General features: G+C 66.8%; 16 protein-coding genes. 6 read left to right on the top strand and 10 right to left on the bottom strand.

What is annotated here, in order from left to right:
* The first annotated feature begins 253 nt into the window (after positions 1-253).
* From LDH74_RS17500 to sufU, 4 genes are all read left to right on the top strand, one after another.
* Entirely contained in the window at positions 254-1,501 is a 1,248-nt protein-coding gene (locus tag LDH74_RS17500; protein WP_226039969.1) for a cysteine desulfurase, read from the top strand.
* Positions 1,502-1,607: 106 nt separating this feature from the next.
* On the top strand, positions 1,608-2,054 hold the full coding sequence (locus tag LDH74_RS17495) for a response regulator (RefSeq protein ID WP_226039968.1): 447 nt from the start codon (positions 1,608-1,610) through the stop codon (positions 2,052-2,054).
* Positions 2,055-2,143: 89 nt separating this feature from the next.
* Positions 2,144-2,776, top strand: a complete 633-nt coding sequence (locus tag LDH74_RS17490; protein ID WP_226039967.1) for an HD domain-containing protein — start codon at positions 2,144-2,146, stop codon at positions 2,774-2,776.
* 122 nt (positions 2,777-2,898) lie between these two features.
* Entirely contained in the window at positions 2,899-3,321 is a 423-nt protein-coding gene (gene sufU / locus LDH74_RS17485; protein WP_226039966.1) for a Fe-S cluster assembly sulfur transfer protein SufU, read from the top strand.
* A 114-nt stretch (positions 3,322-3,435) separates the two neighbouring features.
* Here sufU and LDH74_RS17480 read toward each other — a convergent pair whose 3' ends face one another.
* The 10 genes from LDH74_RS17480 to htpX form a co-directional block, all read right to left on the bottom strand.
* Positions 3,436-5,286, bottom strand: a complete 1,851-nt coding sequence (locus tag LDH74_RS17480) for an IucA/IucC family siderophore biosynthesis protein (RefSeq protein ID WP_226039965.1) — start codon at positions 5,284-5,286, stop codon at positions 3,436-3,438.
* Positions 5,287-5,289: 3 nt separating this feature from the next.
* Positions 5,290-6,807 carry a lysine N(6)-hydroxylase/L-ornithine N(5)-oxygenase family protein gene (locus LDH74_RS17475; RefSeq protein WP_226039964.1) on the bottom strand — a complete coding sequence of 506 codons (1,518 nt, stop codon included), beginning with the start codon at positions 6,805-6,807 and terminating at the stop codon, positions 5,290-5,292.
* Positions 6,800-7,471, bottom strand: coding sequence for a GNAT family N-acetyltransferase (locus tag LDH74_RS17470; RefSeq protein ID WP_226039963.1), 672 nt, complete (start codon positions 7,469-7,471; stop codon positions 6,800-6,802). Before LDH74_RS17470 ends, LDH74_RS17475 begins: the two co-directional genes overlap by 8 nt.
* The gene (locus tag LDH74_RS17465; RefSeq protein ID WP_226039962.1) at positions 7,468-9,381 is read right to left on the bottom strand and encodes an IucA/IucC family protein; all 1,914 of its coding nucleotides are present in this window, start codon (positions 9,379-9,381) and stop codon (positions 7,468-7,470) included. The genes LDH74_RS17470 and LDH74_RS17465 overlap by 4 nt, the downstream gene beginning before the upstream one ends.
* Complete coding sequence (locus tag LDH74_RS17460) at positions 9,378-10,964, bottom strand: aspartate aminotransferase family protein (RefSeq protein WP_226039961.1); 1,587 nt, start codon at positions 10,962-10,964, stop codon at positions 9,378-9,380. Before LDH74_RS17460 ends, LDH74_RS17465 begins: the two co-directional genes overlap by 4 nt.
* Positions 10,961-12,334: a diaminobutyrate--2-oxoglutarate transaminase gene (locus LDH74_RS17455; RefSeq protein WP_226039960.1), complete on the bottom strand. Its 1,374-nt coding sequence runs from the start codon at positions 12,332-12,334 to the stop codon at positions 10,961-10,963. The genes LDH74_RS17460 and LDH74_RS17455 overlap by 4 nt, the downstream gene beginning before the upstream one ends.
* Positions 12,335-12,838: 504 nt before the next feature.
* The gene (radA, locus tag LDH74_RS17450) at positions 12,839-13,870 is read right to left on the bottom strand and encodes a DNA repair and recombination protein RadA (RefSeq protein WP_226039959.1); all 1,032 of its coding nucleotides are present in this window, start codon (positions 13,868-13,870) and stop codon (positions 12,839-12,841) included.
* 155 nt (positions 13,871-14,025) lie between these two features.
* Positions 14,026-15,213, bottom strand: coding sequence for a PQQ-binding-like beta-propeller repeat protein (locus tag LDH74_RS17445; RefSeq protein ID WP_226039958.1), 1,188 nt, complete (start codon positions 15,211-15,213; stop codon positions 14,026-14,028).
* A gap of 647 nt (positions 15,214-15,860) precedes the next feature.
* On the bottom strand, positions 15,861-16,466 hold the full coding sequence (locus LDH74_RS17440; RefSeq protein WP_226039957.1) for a hypothetical protein: 606 nt from the start codon (positions 16,464-16,466) through the stop codon (positions 15,861-15,863).
* A gap of 24 nt (positions 16,467-16,490) precedes the next feature.
* The gene (gene htpX / locus LDH74_RS17435; protein WP_226039956.1) at positions 16,491-17,381 is read right to left on the bottom strand and encodes a zinc metalloprotease HtpX; all 891 of its coding nucleotides are present in this window, start codon (positions 17,379-17,381) and stop codon (positions 16,491-16,493) included.
* 397 nt (positions 17,382-17,778) lie between these two features.
* Between htpX and LDH74_RS17430 the strand changes: the two genes are divergently transcribed.
* On the top strand, positions 17,779-18,903 hold the full coding sequence (locus tag LDH74_RS17430) for a 60S ribosomal export protein NMD3 (RefSeq protein WP_226039955.1): 1,125 nt from the start codon (positions 17,779-17,781) through the stop codon (positions 18,901-18,903).
* The gene (locus LDH74_RS17425; protein ID WP_226039954.1) at positions 18,896-20,071 is read left to right on the top strand and encodes a class I SAM-dependent methyltransferase family protein; all 1,176 of its coding nucleotides are present in this window, start codon (positions 18,896-18,898) and stop codon (positions 20,069-20,071) included. Before LDH74_RS17430 ends, LDH74_RS17425 begins: the two co-directional genes overlap by 8 nt.
* The last annotated feature ends 192 nt before the right edge of the window (positions 20,072-20,263 follow it).

Genomic DNA, 20,263 nt, shown 5'->3' with positions numbered 1-20,263 from the left:
AGGGTTCCCCCACCACTCCCCCCCTGCCGTTCACCTCCCGGCCCCGTCTCCACCCCACCTCCCTCCCCCCTTCCCACTCCACTTACCGTTCCGTCTACACCGTCCGATCAGCACGTCACCACTGAATTTCGGATCCGGACCAGCGCTCCGTCCGGTCCGAACAGGCAATACAGACCGGTTCGCAGCGATTCCGGAAATATCGGCCACGGTCGGACCGAAGGAGTGTTTTGTGTGCGGTCCGTCCTAGTCACCAATGAGTCAACAGAACCTCGAGTCGCTCGACGTCGAGGCGATCCGGGAGGAGTTCCCGATCCTCCAGCGGGAGTTCGACGACCAACAGGTCGTCTATCTCGACAACGCGGCGACGACCCAGACCCCCGATCCGGTCGTCGATGCGATGAGCGACTACTACCGCGAGTCCAACGCCAACGTCCACCGGGGGATCCACCACCTGAGTCAGGAGGCCTCGATTCTCTACGAGGAGGCCCACGACCGCGTCGCCGACTTCATCGGCGCGAGCGGCGGCCGCGAGGAAGTGATCTTCACGAAGCACACGACCGAAGCCGAGAACCTGGTCGCCTACTCGTGGGGCCTGAACGAACTCGGCCCCGAAGACGAGATCGTGCTGACGGAGATGGAACACCACGCCTCGCTGGTCACGTGGCAACAGATCGGCAAGCGCACGGGTGCCGACGTCAAGTACATCCGAATTACGGACGACGGCACCCTCGACATGGACCACGCCCGCGAGCTCATTACGGACGACACCGCGATGCTCTCGGCGGTCCACGTCTCGAACACGCTCGGCACCGTCAACCCGGTCTCCGAACTGGTGGATATCGCCCACGACCACGACGCGCTGGCCTTCATCGACGGCGCACAGGCCGTCCCCAACCGCCCCGTCGACGTCGAGGCCATCGACGCCGACTTCTACGCCTTCTCCGGCCACAAGATGGCCGGCCCCACCGGTATCGGCGTCCTCTACGGCAAGAAGGAACTCCTCGAGGCGATGGAGCCCTATCTCTACGGGGGCGGGATGATCCGCAAGGTCACCTTCGAGGACTCCACCTGGGACGACCTCCCCTGGAAGTTCGAGCCCGGCACGCCGCCCATCGCCGAGGCCGTCGGCCTCGTCGCCGCGATCGACTGGCTCGAGGCACTCGGCATGGAGCGAATCGAGGCCCACGAGGAGGAGCTGGCCCGCTACGCCTACGAGCAACTCGCGGCGGAGCCGGGCGTGGAGATCTACGGCCCCGAACCCGGCCCGGAGCGCGCCGGCCTCGTCGGCTTCAACCTCGAGAGCGTCCACGCCCACGATCTGGCCTCGATCATGAACGACCACGCGGTCGCGATCCGCGCCGGCGACCACTGTACCCAGCCGCTCCACGACAAGCTGGGGGTTGCAGCGTCCGCTCGAGCCTCGTTCTACGTCTACAACACGAGGGAAGAGGTCGACAAGCTCGTCGCTGCGATCGACGATGCGCGTCAGCTCTTCGCGTGAGCGAATACTGACTGCCGAGGCCGACGCTGCGACAGGGGACAACGGAATAGACTGTTCAATACAGAGATCCCCGATGTTTTACCGGCGCACACGAAACGGGATACAGATGGCCACGGAAGGGGAGCAGTTGGACGATCCGATCGATATCCTATTAGTCGAGCCGAACCCCGGCGATAGTCGTCTCTTCGAAGAAAATTTCAGGGACGCAAAACTCCTGAACACGGTTCACACCGTCAGCAACGGACAGTCCGCGCTCGATTTCCTCCACCAGCGCGGCGAGTACGCGAGCGAACCGCAGCCGGATATCGTTCTACTCGAGCCGCAACTACCCGGCAAAAGCGGGGTCGATGTCCTCTCGGAACTGAAAAACGAATCGGAGCTGAACGACATCTCGGTCGTCGTGCTCACGAGTTCGGACGCCGGAGAGCGAATCGTCCAGTCCCACGGGCTCGAGGCGGACACCTACATCCAGAAACCGATCGAGCCCGAGGACTTCGTCGAGTTCGTGCAGTCGATCGAGGACTTCTGGTTCGCGATCGTCGAGAAGCGATAGCAGTGACCGCGGTATCGAACCCGTCTCGACCGCTCACGTGATCGCTCGAGGACGGCGCTTATTACTCCACCGTCGAAACGAGAGTGACGATGCTCGAGGCAGTCCGGGACCGTGCGCGGCCGTACTTCGCGGACGCGCCGCCGGCCCACGACTGGCACCACGTCCGGCGGGTCGAGGCGCTCGCCGAAACGCTCGTCGAGCGGCAACCGGAGCCGGTCGACGAACGCGTGATCCGACTCGCCGTCGTCCTCCACGATATCGGTCGAGCGCGGGAGGACCGCGGCGAGATCGACGATCACGCGGCGTGGGGCGCGCGGGAAGCCGGAACGATCCTGCGCGAACTCGGCGCGGGAGCAGGCGTAATCGAGCGCGTTCAACACTGTGTCCGCGCCCACCGGTACTCGAACGACGTCGAACCCGCGACGCTCGAGGCGAAACTCGTCTCCGACGCGGACAACCTCGACGCGCTCGGCGCGGTCGGCATCGCCCGGACGTTCGCTCACGGCGGCGAGACGGGGTCGCCGATCCACGATCCCGCCCGGCCCGTCGCCGAGGACGACACCGACGGCGGCGCGACGCAGTACGACCACTTCTTCGAGAAGATTCTCGACCTGCCGGAGCGGATGTATACCGACGCGGGTCGCGACCTCGCCGTCGACCGCGCGGCGTTCGTTCGGGAGTTCCTCGAGCGCTTCGACCGAGAGGTGACGGGCGACGCGTGACGAGCGTGAGAGCGACGTGCGAGAGTAGTCGGCGATACCCCAGAACCGCTCGAAAACGGACTCGGCCGCCCGTTTCGCCCCCGGAACCCTTTTACAACTCACTGGCCTATCCGTATACAACGATGGGACTGGGCTCCGATATGTACCGACAGCAGATCCTCGACCACTACAAGAACCCCCGTAACTACGGGAAACTCGAGGATCCGACGTTCACCCACGTCGGCGAGAACCCGATGTGTGGCGACGAGATTCGGATGGACGTCACGCTCGCGGACGACGACGAGACGATCGAGCGGGTCGCCTTCTCCGGCGACGGCTGTGCGATCAGTCAGGCCTCCGCCAGCATGCTCTCGGGGGAACTCGCCGGAAAGAGTCTGGAGGAACTCCACGAGATGGATCGCGACGACGTGATCGACATGCTCGGCGTCGACATCTCGCCGATGCGAGTCAAGTGCGCGGTGCTGGCCGAAAAGGTCGCACAGGACGGCGCGGAGATCTATCAGGGCGAACTCGACGTCGACAAGACGACGACTGAGGACGACTGAGGACGTCCGAGAACGACCAAGAACGACTGAAGCCGCTTCACCTCCGGCGAACCCCGAAACGCAGGAGCTGCGTTCTATGCTACCGCTCGTCGATTCGAATCTCGAGCGTCGCCGTTACCGTTCTGGTTCGACCTCGGAGAGCGGGTTCGGCACGGTTCCGTGCTCGACCGCGTGGGGTCGCTCCGGGAGGTCGCCGTAGCCGATGTCGAGTATGCGGTTGCGGTTCAGCGTCAGCTTCGGGACCGCCGGCTCGAGCAGGTCGAACAGCTCGAATCGGTCCTCGAGGTCGGGGAACTGCGCCTGATAGTCCTCGATCGCGGTCCGGACCTGTCCCCAGAATTGCTCTTCCGAATAGTCGTGGTGGCGAACCAGCAGGTCCGCGAGGTAGCGGTAGACGCCGACGAACAGCCCGTAGACGACGAACAGACGCAACTCTTCCGGCGGCACGGACAGCAACACGTCCTCGAGGTCGTCGGGCAGTCCCTGTAGCTCCTCGAGCGGTGCCTCGGCGACGTTGACGTCGTCGACGAAATCCTTGACGGCGAGCCGGGACGGCCGATCGTCCTCGAGAACGAGGATCGTGTTCTCCCCGTGGGGCGAGAACGCGGTTCCGTACCGGTAGAGGTAGTGTAGCAGCGGCGGGAGCATCGTGGCGAACAGCTCGTCGAGCCACTCGGAGAGCGCGAGATCGGAGCGCTCGACGAGTTTCGAGATCAGCGGGTCGCCATCCTCGACGTGCAGCAGGGCGGAGAGGGTCATCGCCCGCTCGTCCTCGTCGATCAGGTCCGTGACGCTCTCGCGCCAGACGCAGCCCAGCAGTTCGGTGTACTGGTAGGCCGGGCCCTCGAGCGCGTCGAACGTCGGGTGATCGAAGTTCACGCCCGCTATTTCGCCCGGCAGGACGACCTCGCAGTCGTCGCGCAGGAACGGGTCCGAGTCCCGAACGTCCTTCACGTACTCCGTGACGAGCGGCGCGGCCTCGGTGCGCTCGCCGGGGAGGCCGCGCCAGACGAGGGTGTTGGTGATCATCATCGGGAGCTTCACGTTGTGTTTGCCCGGCTCGTCGGCGTTGACGAACGTCCGGACCGACTGCATGGGCAGGTACTCGTCCGGCCCCGCCCCCAGCGGCACGATGTCGTCCGTCGCGAGCTGTTTGCCGAACATGGGGACGATCGCGTTCTCCCACTGCCAGTCGTGAACCGGCAGAAGGAGATAGTCCTCGGGGTCGAGCCCGCGCCCTTCGAGTTCCGCGCGGAACCGGCCGTAGTGGCTCCCGAGCTCCGACTCGAGGAGCGCCTCGTGCTCGAGGCCCTCGACGCTGACGAACTCGGCCGCCTCTCGGGAGACGGCACACCACGAGAGCCGGATCGACTCGGCGCGCTCGGGAGCGTAGTCCCGATAGTCATCGTATCCCCAGCCGACCCGGCCCTTGTTGAAGGTGAGCCACGGGTGGCCGGTCATCTCGCCCTCGATTTCGGCGTAGGACATGTCGAGCACGGACCGTTCGGCGTCGGCCGAATCGATGTGGGCGTCCGCGAGCAGCGTGTTGGTGTACTCGCGGACGAGGTGGCCGGCCGTGATCGAGTCCATATCGATCGTCGGCTCGAGGTCGACGACGAACTGGAGGGGGTCGTCGGCAGGCTCGAACCCGTCGCCCGCGTCGCGTTCGATCGAGTCGACGCGAACGCTGACGGAGTCCCAGAACCGCTCGACGGCGTCGAAGCGGTAGCGAGTCCCCTCGAGATCGATCTCGTAGGTGGTCCACTCGCCGCCGGATCCGTCACCGGATCGATCGTCGTCGACCGGTTCGGGCTCGATGATGTCCTCGTAGGTGAACTCCCGCAGGATCTTCGCGAGCAACTCCCGGCCCGCGTCGTTCCAGCGGTCTTCGGTCAGCGCGTCGTCTAGCGCGTCGATTCCGTCGAGTCCGTACTCCGTCTCCGTCGTGTGTCGTGCGTTTTGCATGAATTACTCCGTGGTGAGTGGCGGCGATTGCGCGGTGCCGGTCCGAACAGGCGCGTGGTCGGCGAACGATTCGACGTCGAAACGCTGGAAGACGGTGTCCCGATCGATGGGATACACCTCGCGGCCGACGAGCCGGTCGATGATCACCGCGTTCCGGTAACAGCCCAGGCCGAGATCCGGCGCGCCGACGCCGTGGGTGTGCACCTCGGCGTTCTGGACGAACACGCGGCCGCCGTCGTCGTCCGGACTCCCGAACGCTCCCTCGATCCGATAGTCCTCGCTCACGCGGAACCGGCCCCGATCGTCGAACGCGATCCGATCGGCGATCGGCTCGAGGAACGTCGGCGTCGGCCGCTGATACCCCGTCCCGAAGATCACGGCGTCCGTCTCGAGCGCGAACGCCGTCTCCTGCTGGCGCTGCTCGCACTCGAGCCAGTAGCTGCCGTCGAGGCGCTCGATATCGGCGACTTCGGTCGTCGCGAGCATGCCGAAGTCGGGCTCGCGGTCGCCGATCGAACGCTCGTAGAGGGTGTCGTAGATCCGCTCGCTGGTCTCGGGGTCGATCCCCTTGTAGAGCAGGTCCTGGTCGGCCAGCAGGTCGTCCTTGCGCGACTGTGGCAGGTCGTAGAAGTACCGCGCGTACTCGGGCGTGAAGTGCTGGAGACCGAGCTTCGAGTACTCCATCGGGAAGAAGCCGTCCGACCGGGTGAGCCAGTCGAGTCGATAGTCGCGGACGGACTGGCGCTCGAGCAGGTCTAACACGACCTCGGCGGCGCTCTGCCCGGAGCCGACGACGGTGATCGCGTCGGCCGCGAGGGCGTCGTCGCGGCGCTCGAGGTAGTCGGCGGTGTGGAACAGCGGCTCGTCTCCGTCGGCGCGGTCGCGGGCGAACTCCGGCAGCGCGGGCCGGGAGCCGACGCCCATGACGAGGTCGTCGGCGCGGTAGCGGTAGCGCTGCCCCGTCTCGGGGTCGATGGCCTCGACGACGAACGTTCCGGCGTCCGCCGTTCCGCCGGCACCGTCACGTCCGCTGCCTGCGTCCGCAGCCTCGTACTCGACGCTCGTCACCTCGCGCCCGAACCGCGTCGTCGGCACCGTCTCGGCGACCCAGCGCAGGTACTCGTCGTACTCGCGACGGGGGAGCTGGAACGTCTCGTAGAAGTAGAACTCGTAGATGCGGTCGCGCTCGCGGACGTAGTTGAGGAAGCTGTAAGGGTTGGTGGGGTCGGCCATCGTCACCAGATCCGCGAGGAACGGCACCTCGAGCGTGACGCCTTCGATCAGCATCCCCTCGTGCCAGGCGAACTCGGGCTCGCGCTCGAGGAAGACGGCATCGAGCGCGAGGTCGGGGTCGGCCCCGTCGAGCAGCGCCGCGAGTCCGAGGTTGAACGGGCCGAGGCCGACGCCGAGCACGTCGTAGTGACCGCGATCGGTGACGGGATCGGATTCGGCACCGCCGTCGACGATGGTGTCCGCGTCGGCGCTGGTGCTGTCGACGGTACTGGACTCGCCTTCAGTCATCGTCGCTCACCTGCGACGGTCGCGCGTCCGCTTCGTCCGCGTCCGCGGTCGGCGGCCAGGCCTCGCGTTCGAACCGCTCGCGCGTGCAGACGACGAGGCTCGCCGTCTTTTCTTCTTCTTCGAACTCGAACTCGCGGCGGAACTGGAAGCCGCACCGTCCGGCGAGTCCGAGGACCGCTTCGTTGCGGGTGTCGGGCTCGCCGACGACGCGATCGGTCTCGGGGTGGCTGAACTGGAAGGCCAGCATCGCCCGGAGCAAGGGAGCCGCGTACCCCTCGCCGACGTACTCGGTCGGACCGAGCAGGAGGTGAATCCCCTGATCGGCCGGGGCGGCGTCGTAGTACGCCGCCAGGTCGTCTTCGGCGGCCCAGTAGCGCTCCCAGTAGCTCATCGGAACGTGATCCAGACAGCCGACGTACAGCGTCTGATGGTCGTCCGCGAGTTTCTCGCGAAGCGTCTCGCGGAACGCCGGCAGCGGTTCGTCGAGATCCCAGTAGGGTTTGACGTGGGCCGAACCGAGCCACGCGTGCAGGCGGCCGAGGTCGCGCTCGAGCGAGACCGGCCGGAAGCCGATGTGGCGGTCGATCGTCTCGTCGTAGTACTCGAAGTCGTAGTCCGAGACAACCGTTGCGTGCGGTCCGCGATCGGGGGCGCGGGCCGTCATCGGTTCACCTCCGCTCCGGTCGACTGCGCCGGACCGGTGGGCCCGGTCGCATCCGATGCGTCGACGAGCGGATTCCGCACGTCGGCGTAGACCGACTGCTCGTCGAGCGAGGGGGCCTCGAGTTCGTCCAGCCCGCGGAAGCGGGTCAGCAGGTTCGCCTTGCAGGGGACGGTCGCCGACTCGAGGAGCGGGTCCAGAATCGACGTGCCGGGCCGGTCGAACTCCCGGAGCGACTCGATTTCCGTACGAAGGACAGCGAGCAGTCGCTCCTCGTCGACCAGCCCCGCCGTTCCGAAGGCGTTGATCACGCCGAGGGCGTTGTTGAGCACGACGTAGTAGCGGATTCGCTCGTCGGCGACCGCGTCCGGACAGATCGAGTTCGCCCGCTCGCCGATGCCCGGATACACGGCCTCGAGCCGGTCGGACGCGTTCTCGGGGAAGTAGTAGCCCTGGTTGTCCCGGTAGCGGAACTCGTCGGGGTAGCCCGCCTCGTCCAGCGCGAGCACGCTGTTTTGCTGGTGGGCCTCGAGCCCGATCCCGCGCTCGAGGTAGAGCCACAGGAGCGGCCGGACCGAGATCCCGAGATAGCGGCGGAACCACTCCTCGCTGACGGCGGCGGGGTCGCGGCCCTCGCGCTCGGCGATCGAGCCGACGATGCGGCCCAGACGGGAGGTCCCGTCGCCGATCGCGTCCTGACAGAGGGCCACGACGGGCGTCGTCCGCCGGGCGTCCTCGCCCCGAAACGGGTTCTCCCGGAGGACGACCTCGAAGCCGGATTCGTCGCCCTCGACGCCCAGCGCGTCCGGATCGATCGTCAGGTAGGCCGGATCCCGAATCACGTCGAACCCGGGGAACCGTTCTCGCAGGTCGTCGCCGAGTTCGGTCGCCAACAGGTCCGAAATCGCGACTCCGCGCTCGAGTTCCGGCCGCTTGTTCGTCCGCAGCGAGTTGGTGATCTCGACGGCGAGCGATCCCTTGACCATGAACGGCGAGTCGGGCGCGTACAGCGTCCGCACGGACGTCGTCGGGTGGAACTCGCGGCCCAGCGGGCCGAGCGACTCGAGTTTCCCCGCCGAGATGAGGTCCCGTACGTCGGGGCGCTCGAGCAGCCGATCCGCCTGCCACGGGTGAACCGGCAGGAGAACGTCATCGTCGTCGCCGTTCGCGAGTCGGCCCTCGAGGATCGACTCGTCGACGGTCGGATCGTCGCGTAGCGCCTCGCGAACCCACTCCGCGGCGGCGTCCGCGCGCGCGGACTCGCTCTCGACGATGTCGGGATCGGCACGAACGTAGTGGAGCCGAAACGAGCCCTCGAGTTCGGGCGCGTAGCGCTCGGCGTCGCGCTCCATCCCCCGGCGGCTCTTCGGCGTCGGATGTCGGAGGTGGCCGAAGACGAGCGACTGTTCGGCCTCGCGGAAGGTGAACTCCGACCCGTACAGGACGTCTCCGTCGTCCGCGCGGGCGTCGACGTACCGCTCGATGTTCCGGCAGGAGCGGACGATCCGCTCGAGGAGATCGTCGCGGTTCCCGTCCGCGCCGCGCTCGATCTCGAGTTCCTTCGTGACGAGCGTCGCGAGCGTGGTGTAGTCCAGTTCGACCGGGTCGCCGCCGTTCCCGGCCCGAAAGTAGGCGGGGAGGTCGAACAGATGGCGACCGGTCGGGGAGCGGTAGTCCACGGGAGCGAACAGGTCGATCCCCTGATTCGGAAGCGAGCAGGATAACACGAGTCCGGTCGCCGGAGCGCGGTCGCCGGGGACGGGCGCGTCCGCGGCCGCGACGAACTCGCCGGCACCGGTCTCGTGGCAGTAGCAGTTCAGGAAGCTGTGCACCGTCGCGTCGCGTGCGACCCGCGTCGGATCGACGCGACGCTCGTCGGTCGTCGCCGTCGGTGTCGTGGGTTGTGGAGTCATGCGGAATCACCAAGTTCGTGTTCGAGGGCCTCGCCGCGGTCGATAACCGCCTCGAGGGCCTCTCGGAGGTCCGAAAGCGTCGTTCGGGGATTCAGAAGGGTAACCTTCAGCGCGGCAGTGCCGTCGACTTCCGTCCGAGCGAGGACGACCTCGCCGTCGGCCAGTAACTCGTCGCGGATCGCGCGATTGATGCGATCGACGCCGGTCGACGCGTCGGAACTGGCCCGCTCGGTCGGTCGGTTCGATCGCTCGAGGCGATCCGGCCGGTACCGGAAGACGACCGCGCTCAGTTCGGGCTCGCAGCACAGTTCCAGCGCCGGTTCGGCTCGGATCTCGGCGGCGACCGCGTCGGCCAGCTCGCAGACGTACTCGACGCAGTCGGCCACGCCGGTCCGGCCCAGCGCGTTGAACGTCACGAACGGCTTCAGCGCGTCGAACCGGCGGGTCGTTCGCGTCGACTTCGAGACGAGATTCGGAACCCCCGCCGCGTCGTCCCGTTCGGGGTTCAGATAGGCCGCGTTACGCTCGAGGTGCCGATAGCGGTCGCCGTCGCGCAACAGGAAGGCCCCGCAGCTGATCGGCTGGTAGAACAGCTTGTGGAAGTCGACGGCGATCGAGTCGGCGCGATCGATCCCCGCGAGCTTCGGGCGGAGGCGGTCGCTGATCGCACACGCCCCGCCGTAGGCGGCGTCGACGTGGAACCACAGGTCGCGCTCGGCGGCGCGATCCGCCAGCGCCTCGAGCGGGTCGATGCTCCCGAAGTCCGTCGTGCCGGCGGTGCCGACGATCGCGAACGGGTGGCGGCCCTCGGCCCCGAGGCGCTCGAGGGTCGAATCCAGCGCCTCGAGATCGATCCGATGGTTCCCGTCGCTCCGGACCGTGACGACCGCATCCTCGCCGAGACCGAGGTGGTGGGCGGCCTGTCCGGCGGTGAAGTGGGCGGCGTCCGAACAGAGCAGGCGGAGATCGGACGCCGCTTCGGGTCCGAGCCCCTCCGTCTGCACGTCGCGGTCGAACCGCCGCTCGCAGTACCGATCGCGGGCCAGCAGGAGACCGAGGAAGTTCGACTCCGTGCCGCCGCCCGTGAAGACGCCGTCCGCGCCGGTCGGATAGTCGAACAGGTCACAGCAGGCGTCGACGACGCGCTCCTCGAGGACGGACGCCGCGGGGGCCTGGTCGAACGAGTCCATAGACTGGTTCGTCCCCGACACCAGCAGCTCCGCGGCCAGCGCCGGGATCGCCGGCGGACAGTGGAGGTGGGCGACGCAGCCCGGATCGTGGACGCGAACCGAATCGGCGAGCACCTCGTCGGCGACCGTCTCGAGGACCGCCTCGAGCGACTCGCCCTCGTCGGGGAAGACGGCCAGATCGTCCGTCCGCTCGCGGAGCGTCTCGTGATCGGTTCCCGCATAGGGACCGTCGGCCGTCGCGAACGACTCGAGGAGACACTCGCGCGCCCGATCGATCGCGTCCGCGTAGGCGGCGTTTCCGTCCGGATCGCCGAGGAAGGCGCTCGAGGCGTCCGGTGGCGTCGGCCCGTCGGTTTCCGAACGGTACTGGCCGGCCAGTTCGTTGCCCGTCATGCCGGCGCCTCCGCCCGCTCCCGGTCATCCGCGACGACCGATCGAACGCTCTCGTGAACGATTTCGCCGACGGCGTCGACCTGCGACGCAGAAATCGTGAGCGGTGGGAGGAACCGGACGACGCTGCCGTGGCGGCCGCCCGTCTCGACGACGATCCCGCGATCGAACGCCGCCGACTGGACGGCCGACGCGAGATCGCCGTCCGCGGGCGCGTGACCGAGCGAGTCGGGTTCGCCCTCCGGATCGACGACTTCCATCCCGAGCAGTAGGCCGCGTCCGCGGACATCGCCGACCGCATCGAACGTCGCGGCCGTCTCCTCGAGCCGGCTTCGCAGCCGATCGCCCATCGCCGCCGCGCGGTCTGCGAGGTCGTGCTCGAGGACGTGTTCGATCGTCGCGGTCCCGGCGGCCATCGCCAGCTGGTTCCCGCGGAACGTGCCGGCGTGCGCGCCGGGCTCCCAGACGTCCAGCGACTCGTCGTAGACGACGACCGACAGGGGGAGCCCCCCGCCGACGGCCTTCGAGAGCGTCAGCACGTCCGGGACGATATCGGCGTGCTCGAACGCGTACAGTTCGCCGGTGCGGCCGAGTCCGGTCTGGATCTCGTCGACGATCAGCGGAATGTCGCGCTCGCGGGTGACTCGACGCATCTCGCGGAGCCACTCGCCGGGTGCCGGCACCGCGCCGCCCTCGCCCTGTACCGGCTCGAGGATCATCCCCGCGGGGTCGACGATCCCGTTTGCGGGATCGGAGAGGGTGCGTTCGACGTACTCGGCGCTCGTCCGCCAGCAGTCCTCGCCGCCGAGTCCGAACGGACAGCGATAGGCGTGAGGATAGGGCAGATGGTGGACGTCGGACGCGACCCCGGCCACCGATTCTCTCGGCGCCGTGTCGCCCATCAGCTCGAGGGCACCTCGGGTCATCCCGTGGTAGGCCCCCTGGAACGCCAGCATCGATCGGTTGCCCGTGGCCGTCTTGACGAGCTTCAGCGCGGCCTCGACGGCGTCCGTACCGGCGGGACTGCAGAACTGGACTTTCGCGGTCTCGGCGAACTCGTCTGGGAGGCTCTCGAGTAAGCGATCGACGAACCGTTCCTTGACCGGGGTCGTCAGATCCAGCGTGTGGAGGGGACGATCGCGCTCGAGCAGTTCCGCCATCCGCTCGACGACGGCCGGGTGATTGTGCCCGAGCGCGAGCGTTCCCGCCCCCGCCAGACAGTCCACGTACTCGTTGCCGTCGACGTCCTCGAGGATCGCTCCCTGTGCGCGTTCGATCGCGAGCGGCAACGAGCGGGGATAGGTTCGCGCGTTCGACTCGCGGCGCGCCTGCTGTGCGAGGAGTCGCTCGGCCGGCAAATCGCCGGCGGTCACGAACGCACACCTCTCTCCAACGACCGGTCATCGAGCGACGCCAGTGGTAATTGTTCCTTCGGCATACGGTTTTTAGGCCAACCTAAACATTGAAAAGCGTACCGGTTTTTAGGCCAACCTAAAGTTTATACCCGGCAAGCTAAGAGGTTCGAATTCGGCGTACAGCACGGCTACGCGGCGGGTTCAGTCGCAGAATCGGGAGACGCATCGATCAGCGGTCGATCGCGAGGCGACGGACTGGCGCCGTCCGGTCGTTCGAGGTCACAGGCGACAATACACAGAAGACCGACGGCGGAAGGGGAGCAATCGAACTGTTCTCGGCGGCACTGACGGGCCGCGAGAGCGGGTTTGTTTAAGTAATCGACAGCATGAGAAGCGCCCTCACAGCGTGAGAGACGGCCATGCAGCATGAATTCGTCTTGGACGCGAGGCAATTCGCGGTCGGACGAACGACGGTCTCAATCCACGAAAACAAAAACTGGGTCGGTACCGAACCGTCGCGTTCTATTCCGGCTTCAGGCCGCCGTCCTGGACGCGCATGACGGCCTCGCCGTCGGCGAGATTCGGCGCGTCGACCAGTCGGACGATCCGTTTGTCGCCCTTGGACTTGCGGAGGTAGATCCGGAAGGTGGACTTGTGGCCGAGGATGTTGCCGCCGATCGGCTGGGTCGGATCGCCGAAGAACGAGTCGGGGTTCGACGCGACCTGATTCGTGACGATGACGGCGCAGTTGTAGAGGTTGCCGACCTTGTCGATGTCGTGAAGGTGCTTGTTGAGCTTCTGCTGCCGGTTCGCGAGCTCACCGCGGCCGACGTACTCCGCGCGGAAGTGAGCGGTCAGCGAGTCGATGCAGAGTAGTCGCACGGGGTACTCCGAGTCCTCGTGTTCGCTGGCGAGTTCCTTCGCCTTCTCCGCGAGCAGCATCTGGTGGTTGGAGTTGAACGCCTTCGCGACGTGGATCTTCTCGAGGACGTCCTCGACGAGTTCGTCGACCGCCGCCTCGTCGTCGGCCGTCCCCTCGATTTCGCGATCCTCGAGCGTGGCGTTGATGGCGTCGTCCGGGAGTCCGCGGACCATGTCGTCGATCCGCTCGGGGCGGAACGTGTCCTCGCTGTCCACGAAGATCGCACAGCCGTGGAGGCCGCCGACCTCCTTCGGAAGCTGAACGTTGACGGCCATCTGGTGTGTGACCTGGGACTTGCCGGCACCGAACTCGCCGTAGACTTCGGTGATCGACTGGGTTTCGATCCCGCCGCCGAGCAGGTCGTCGACTTCGTCGTTGTGCCAGCTCAGTTTGCCGATCTCGTTCCGTCGCTCGAGCACCGTCGAACCGGTTTCGAAGCCGCCGATGTCGGCGGCGTCGCGGGCCGCACTGACGATGTCCGCGGCGGTGGACTCGCCGACGTCTGCCGTGTTCGAGAGCTCCGACGGCGCGGCGACGGCGAGGCTCTGATAGGAGTCGAACCCCGAATCGTGAAGTTTGTCTGCGGTTGCCGGTCCAACGCCGGGAAGTTCCTCGAGATCTGCTTCGGGCATACTCCCTCGTTGTGCCGGACCCACCATAAACCCTCGTTAACAGGAGAGTGGAAGTGAAAGTGGGCGAGGGAGACGGGGTAGTTCGACACGAGAACGACGGGTTTAGAAGAAAAGGCGCGCGCCGGCGGAGCCAAACGACGAACTGCGACCGCGGTTCAAAACCCGGGTTCGTCGGTGTCCCACTCGAGGCAGGAGAGTTGCCCGTCGTCACAGCCGACGTAGAGTCGTCCGGGAGCGACCGCGGGCGTGCCGGTGACGGCGTCGTCGAGCGCGACGTGCCAGCGGGGCTCGGCGTCGTCGACGTCTATTCCGTAGAGGGAGCCGCTGGCGTCGCCGACGCAGAGGACGTCCCCGACGACGACGGGGCACGAACGGACGGGACCGTCGAGTTCGACTCCCTTCCGCGAGAACAGCCAGCCGCGCAGTTTGCGACGGCCGACGGTCGTGTCGGTGACGTGGACGTAGCCGTCCGCGGCCCCGGCGAACGTCGTCTCCGCGTCCGCGAGCACGGTCGGAGAGGTGGTGAACCCGTCTCGGATCTCGTACGTGAACCACGACTGCCCGGTGGCGGCGTCCAGCGCGAGCATCGTCCCGGTGTCGTCGGCGACGTACACCCGACTCTCGGCGACCGTCGGTCCGGCCGCGACCGCCCCGCCGGTCGGCGCCGTCCAGACTTCGTCGCCCGTTTCGGCCGCGAGCGCGAGCGTCGTGCCGTCCGCAGTCCCGGCGAACACCCGCTCGTCCGTCCACCGCTGCTCCGGCTCTCGCATCCGTTCGTCCTCGAGCAGGGACGGATCGTCCGGCTCCGAGAGCGGATTCCGCGACGATCGACGCTGGTCCACGTCCCGCCCGTCGGCGACCGCCGGGCAGCCGACCGCGGCCGACTCCGTCTCGTGGGTCCACAGCTCCGTCCCGGTCTCGGCCTCGAGTGCGGTCATGCCAGCTTCGTGGCCGGCGTAGAGCCGGCCGTCGGAGAGCGCGAGCGCGGTCTCGAGCGGGCCCGGTAACTCGGACCGCCACTCTTCTTCGCCAGTGGCGGGATCGAGCGCGGAGACGGTCCCGTCGGCCGTTCCCACGAAGAGTCGATCGCGGGTGACGACCGGCGTCGCGTCGGTCGCTACCGCCGTTTCGAAGACCCAGCGACGGCGACCCGTCGCCCGCTCGAGCGCGTAGCAGTTCCCGCCGGTCGTTCCGACGTAGACGGTGTCGCGATCGAGCACCGGCGAGCCCGGCGATCCGGCGAGATCGATCGTCCACGCTTCCGTGGGTCGGGACGGCCCCTCGAGGTCGCGCCGGAGCCCGGAGTTGTGCGGATCGCCCTTGTACTGGTTCCAGTCGGTCACTGCCTCCGGATACCGACCGAACCGCTATAACAGTGGGTGGATGCACTGGCGTTGTCCGGGAGGACGCGATCAGTAGAGGGGGACCACGTATTACTCCAGACCGACCATCCGGCGTGCGGTGGCGCGCGCTGTCGGCCGACCGAGCGTCGCGAGGCGCGAACACAGTGAGCGCCTCGGAAAGCGAACGGTGACCGCAGGGAACCGTGAGCACAGTGAGGGTGGCCGATGACGTTGCGCGAGGGATGAGCGAAGGAGCGAAGCGACTGAGTGAATCGGCTGGGGAGGGCGTGGCGATTCCCTGGTGCCACGATTGCAGAGCGCTTTTTTCACGGCAACCCTATCAGAAGTAGCTGTTACACAAACAGCCGGAGTGGACGGCCGTTTCACAGCACGTTCCAACAACGAAACTGACGGAGTACTCCAGTACCGAGCCGACGGCTCGTCGGAACGAACGGGAGCGGCAGGAAAAGGGAGCAACTGGTGTATGGCGCAGTTGTGATGATGTGGCTTCCTGCCGCGTACTTCCTCTTACACGGGGACCCGCAATACCGGTGACTCCTACATAATTTGGGGGTCCGCAACACGAGGGGACGGAACTGGGGCCCACGAGGCGGTAGCCGTCATCACCGCCGTTCCGCCCCGCGTGCTCACTCCCAGGGATGGGTGCCGCGTTCGCTGGGCCAGAGCGGATACCAGTAGTCCTTCTCGCGCTCGATCTCGAGTTCCCCGTCTAACGCCGACTCGAGGGTGAACTCCGCGCTCGAGTCGCGCTCCCGACCGGACCGAGGAACGAACGGATAGAAGCGGCCCCGCCGGAAGGAGTAGATCCAGTAGGCAGTCCCGTCGCGGTCTTCGTACGCAAACACCGCCGCCAACAGCCGCGAACCGTAGCCGTGTTCGATGAACGTATCGGCCGCGAAGTGCATGCTCGTGATCAGATCCTCGGGGTCGTCGTCTGTGAGGACCACCCACTGATAGCCGTGATCGTCCGCGGTGACCGAAAAGCCGGTCCCGGTCTCTTCTCGGCCGGCCTCGAGGATCGCTTCGACCTCGTCGACGGCGTCCCGGAAGTCACTCGAGTCGACGCCGGAGAAACAGAGCGCGCCGACGTCCAGCGACTCGTAGCCCAGATCGGCCTGCATCGTGAGGTAGGCGGTGCTCATGCCGAAGAGGTCGTCGGGGTCGGCGTCGCGTCCGGCGTCGGCCTCGGCGCGCGAGCCGAGGATGGCGCGGAGTCCGTCCAGCAGTCCCATGTGTGGAGTGACGGGGCCGGTTCCTTAGAACGATTGCATTTCGCGCTCGAGGTCCCGAAGCTGTTCGACGCGGCGCTCGGTCGGCGGGTGCGTCGAGAAGAGCCGGCCGACGATGCCGGACTTGATCGGGATGATGAAGAAGGCGTTCATCTCGGCCTCCTCGCGCATATCGTTTTTCGGGACCTTGTCCATCTCGCCGGAGATCTTCAGGAGCGCCGAGGCGAGCGCCGACGGGTTCCCGGTGATGGCGGCCGCGCCGCGGTCGGCGGCGTACTCGCGGTAGCGCGAGAGCGCCCGAATGAGCAGGTAGCTGATGATCCAGACGACCAGCGAGACGAGGATCGCGACGACGATGCCGCCGCCGCCCTGCCGACCGCCGCCGCGACCGTGGCCGCCGCCGAAAAAGGCCCCCCAGCGGACGATCATGAACGCGATCGTCGAGAGGAAGGAGGCGATGGTCATCACCATCATGTCGCGGTTCTTGACGTGGGCGAGTTCGTGTGCCAGGACGCCGTCGAGTTCGTCCCGCTCGAGCGTGTCCATGATCCCGGTCGTCACGCAGACTGCAGCGTTTTTCTGGTTGCGCCCGGTCGCGAAGGCGTTCGGGACCTTCGAGTCGACGACTGCCACCTTCGGTTTCGGGAGGTCAGCCTGCTGGGAGAGCCGTTCGATCGAGGCGTGGAGCTGCGGGTACTCCTCGGCCGAGACCGTCTTCGCGCCCATGCTCTTGAGCGTGAGCGTGTCGCTGAAGTAGTACTGGACGAGCGAAAAGCTCGCGAACAGCAACGCGAACAGCCACAGCCCACCACCGATGTAGAGGGCGAGCGCGCCGGCGAAGACGATGTACAACGCGAACAGCAGGAACATCGTCACGAACATTCGAAGCCGCAATCCCCAGTCCGCCTGCCAGTTCATACCCGAAACGAGGGGCTCCGACGAAATAAGTGCCCTGACAAGACGCTCGAGAACGGACGCGATAGTAATATCGCAGCCGACACCGGACCTGTCAAATCGAGACGATACGGTCCGCGTTCGCCGACCGATCAGTGATCGCAGCGGTCGGCCCGCCCAACCCCTTCGTTTCGGCTGGAGACCGCGTGACGTGGTGACGGCTGACAACAACGAGCTGAGACGATGTCTGACGCGCGTCTGACGGATTCGATTCGGCACCCCTTCGTTTCGAGTCGAACGACCCGAACGTCGGGGAACGAAACCGGTCGGGGCCGTGAGCGACCGATGTGGAACGCCTCGAGCGACCGCAGCGAAATGTCGGAACGCGTCCCTTAACTCCGTGAGCACCCAAACGGGGCCAATGAGTGAATCGCGTGCGTTCTGTCCCCGATGCGGGGACGCGGTGCCCGAGCGGTCGGCGAGCGACGCGAATAGCCCGTTGCGGCCCGGCGCGGAGGTCGAACTCTGCGATTCGTGTTACTTCGAGGACTTCGACTTCGTGGACGCGCCGAACCGGATCGACGTTCGCGTCTGCGCCCGCTGCGGTGCGGTCTATCGGGGGAACCGATGGGTCGACGTCGGCGCGGACGACTACACCGACATCGCCATCGAGGAGGTCAGCGAGGCGCTGGGCGTCCACGTCGACGTCGAGGACGTCGCCTGGCAGATCGACCCCGAACAGGTCGATCAGAACACGATCCGGATGCACTGTTACTTCACGGGCGTGGTGCGCGGAACGCCGGTGGACGAACAGGTAACCGTCCCGGTCAAAATCGCCCGACAGACCTGTACCCGCTGCGGGCGAATCGCCGGCGACTACTACGCCAGCATCGTCCAGATCCGCGCCGAGGACCGCACCCCGACGACCGAGGAGATCGAACGGGCGAAAGCGATCGCGAACGCGATCGTCGCCGACATGGAGGCGACGGGCGACCGCAACGCCTTCGTCACGGAGACGAGCGAGACCGACGACGGACTGAACATCAGGGTCTCGACCAACAAGATCGGCAAGAAGATCTCGAACAAGATGATCGAGGAGTTCGGCGGCACCGTCAACGACGCCGAAACCCTCGTCACGGAGGACGAGGACGGCAACGAGGTCTATCGGGTCACCTTCGCCGTCCGCCTGCCGCCGTACACGCCCGGCGACATCATCGACCTCGCCGAGGACGACGGCGGTCCCGTGCTCGTCCGCAGCGCCCGCGGCAACCTCAAGGGCGTCCGCGTGACGACCGGGGAACGCTACGAGGCGAGCTACGAGGAGGGGAACTCGCCCGACGCGCGACGGCTCGGCCATCTCGAGGACGCGGACGAGGCGACGGTCGTCACCGTCGAGGACGACAACGCCGTGCAGGTGCTCGACCCCGAGACGTTTCGGGCCACGACCGTCGCGCGACCGGACTACTTCGACGCCGAGGCCGAAACCGTACCCGTGTTGAAGAGCCGCGCCGGACTGCACATTCTGCCGGACGAGAGCGATGACTGAGGACGCAGACGACCGCACCGTCGACGAGGAGCCCCACGATCTCGAGGCCGCGGTCGACGGCGTCCTCGAGCCGGCAGCGGCGAATGCCCCCCTCGCCGTAATCGTCGCCAAGCAGCGCGCGGAGACGGCGATCGAGTCGCTACGTGCCGAGGGAGTCTACGACGACTCGAGGCGCGTCCGGGAGGACGGGCCGGAGCGGGTCGCACTCCCCATCACGGAGCCGCCGACCGAGACGGCGGTCCTCGAGGTCGTCAAACAACTCGAGCCAGAGCCCCGGAATCCGGACCTCGAGGACCTGCTGGCCGACCGGGGCTGGAGCGACGCCGACCTCGAGTCGGTCCCGGGCTCGTGGGCGGTGATCGGCTCGGTGATCCTCGTGACAGTATCCGAGGATTGCTCCGACGAGGCAGCGCTGGGTGAGGCCTTGCTCGAGTTACACGGCGAGGCGGACAGCGTGCTGGCCGACGAGGGGATCGAAAACGACGGGACGGCCGGCACGTATCGCGAGCCCCGCACCAGACTGATCGCGGGCGACGACGATACAGAGACGATCCACACCGAGCACGGAACCCGATACGGACTCGATCCGGCGAAAGTGATGTTCTCCCCCGGTAATCAGGTCGAACGCGCCCGTATGGGCGAACTGGGGAGCGAGGACGAACACGTCTTCGACATGTTCGCCGGTATCGGCTACTTCACGCTGCCGCTGGCCCGAGGCGGCGCGCGGGTGACCGCGACCGAGATCAACCCGACCGCCTTTCGCTACCTGCTCGAGAACGCCGTGCTCAACGACATCGGCGACCGGGTCGACGCTTACATGACCGACTGTCGCGACCTCGCGAGCGAGATCGAGGCCGATCGCGTCGTCATGGGCTACTACGGGAGTTCGGACGGCGCTGACGCCGACGGAAACGATGCGATGGACCACGGAACGCGAACCGACGAGGCTCACGACTTCCTCCCCGACGCCCTCGAGGCGCTGGTCCCCGGCGGCGTCGTCCACTACCACGAGGCGACCCCCGAATCGCGGCTCTGGGACCGCCCGCTCGAGCGCCTCGCGGCGGCCGCCGACGAGGCCGGACGCGAGCTCGAGGTGCTCGAGAAACGGCGAGTGAAGAGTCACAGTGCGGGCATCGACCACGTCGTCGTCGACGCGCGGTTCGAGTAGCGGTAGAGCGGGGACACGGGAACGACAGCGCGCGCTCGAAGTCGCGACGCGCTCAGGGGTAGCCAACCGACTCCGGTCGTGACATTGATAGTTGCGGGCCGCCTGACACCGACTATGAACAGGAATCAGATCATCGCGCTCATCTTCGCGTTCCTCATGATGTCCTCGATGATTGCGTGGAGCGCGATGTCC

Source organism: Natrinema sp. DC36 (genome assembly GCF_020405225.1).
Lineage (GTDB): Archaea > Halobacteriota > Halobacteria > Halobacteriales > Natrialbaceae > Natrinema.
Note: the sequence above shows the minus strand (reverse complement) of the source record. Positions and strands in the feature narration are given on the sequence as shown.

Coding starts and splice junctions, on each gene's coding strand:
- LDH74_RS17500 (WP_226039969.1), top strand. CDS start 254: ATGAGTCAACAGAACCTCGAGTCGCTCGACGTCGAGGCGATCCGGGAG.
- LDH74_RS17495 (WP_226039968.1), top strand. CDS start 1,608: ATGGCCACGGAAGGGGAGCAGTTGGACGATCCGATCGATATCCTATTA.
- LDH74_RS17490 (WP_226039967.1), top strand. CDS start 2,144: ATGCTCGAGGCAGTCCGGGACCGTGCGCGGCCGTACTTCGCGGACGCG.
- sufU (WP_226039966.1), top strand. CDS start 2,899: ATGGGACTGGGCTCCGATATGTACCGACAGCAGATCCTCGACCACTAC.
- LDH74_RS17480 (WP_226039965.1), bottom strand. CDS start 5,286: ATGCAAAACGCACGACACACGACGGAGACGGAGTACGGACTCGACGGA.
- LDH74_RS17475 (WP_226039964.1), bottom strand. CDS start 6,807: ATGACTGAAGGCGAGTCCAGTACCGTCGACAGCACCAGCGCCGACGCG.
- LDH74_RS17470 (WP_226039963.1), bottom strand. CDS start 7,471: ATGACGGCCCGCGCCCCCGATCGCGGACCGCACGCAACGGTTGTCTCG.
- LDH74_RS17465 (WP_226039962.1), bottom strand. CDS start 9,381: ATGACTCCACAACCCACGACACCGACGGCGACGACCGACGAGCGTCGC.
- LDH74_RS17460 (WP_226039961.1), bottom strand. CDS start 10,964: ATGACGGGCAACGAACTGGCCGGCCAGTACCGTTCGGAAACCGACGGG.
- radA (WP_226039959.1), bottom strand. CDS start 13,870: ATGCCCGAAGCAGATCTCGAGGAACTTCCCGGCGTTGGACCGGCAACC.
- LDH74_RS17440 (WP_226039957.1), bottom strand. CDS start 16,466: ATGGGACTGCTGGACGGACTCCGCGCCATCCTCGGCTCGCGCGCCGAG.
- htpX (WP_226039956.1), bottom strand. CDS start 17,381: ATGAACTGGCAGGCGGACTGGGGATTGCGGCTTCGAATGTTCGTGACG.
- LDH74_RS17430 (WP_226039955.1), top strand. CDS start 17,779: ATGAGTGAATCGCGTGCGTTCTGTCCCCGATGCGGGGACGCGGTGCCC.
- LDH74_RS17425 (WP_226039954.1), top strand. CDS start 18,896: ATGACTGAGGACGCAGACGACCGCACCGTCGACGAGGAGCCCCACGAT.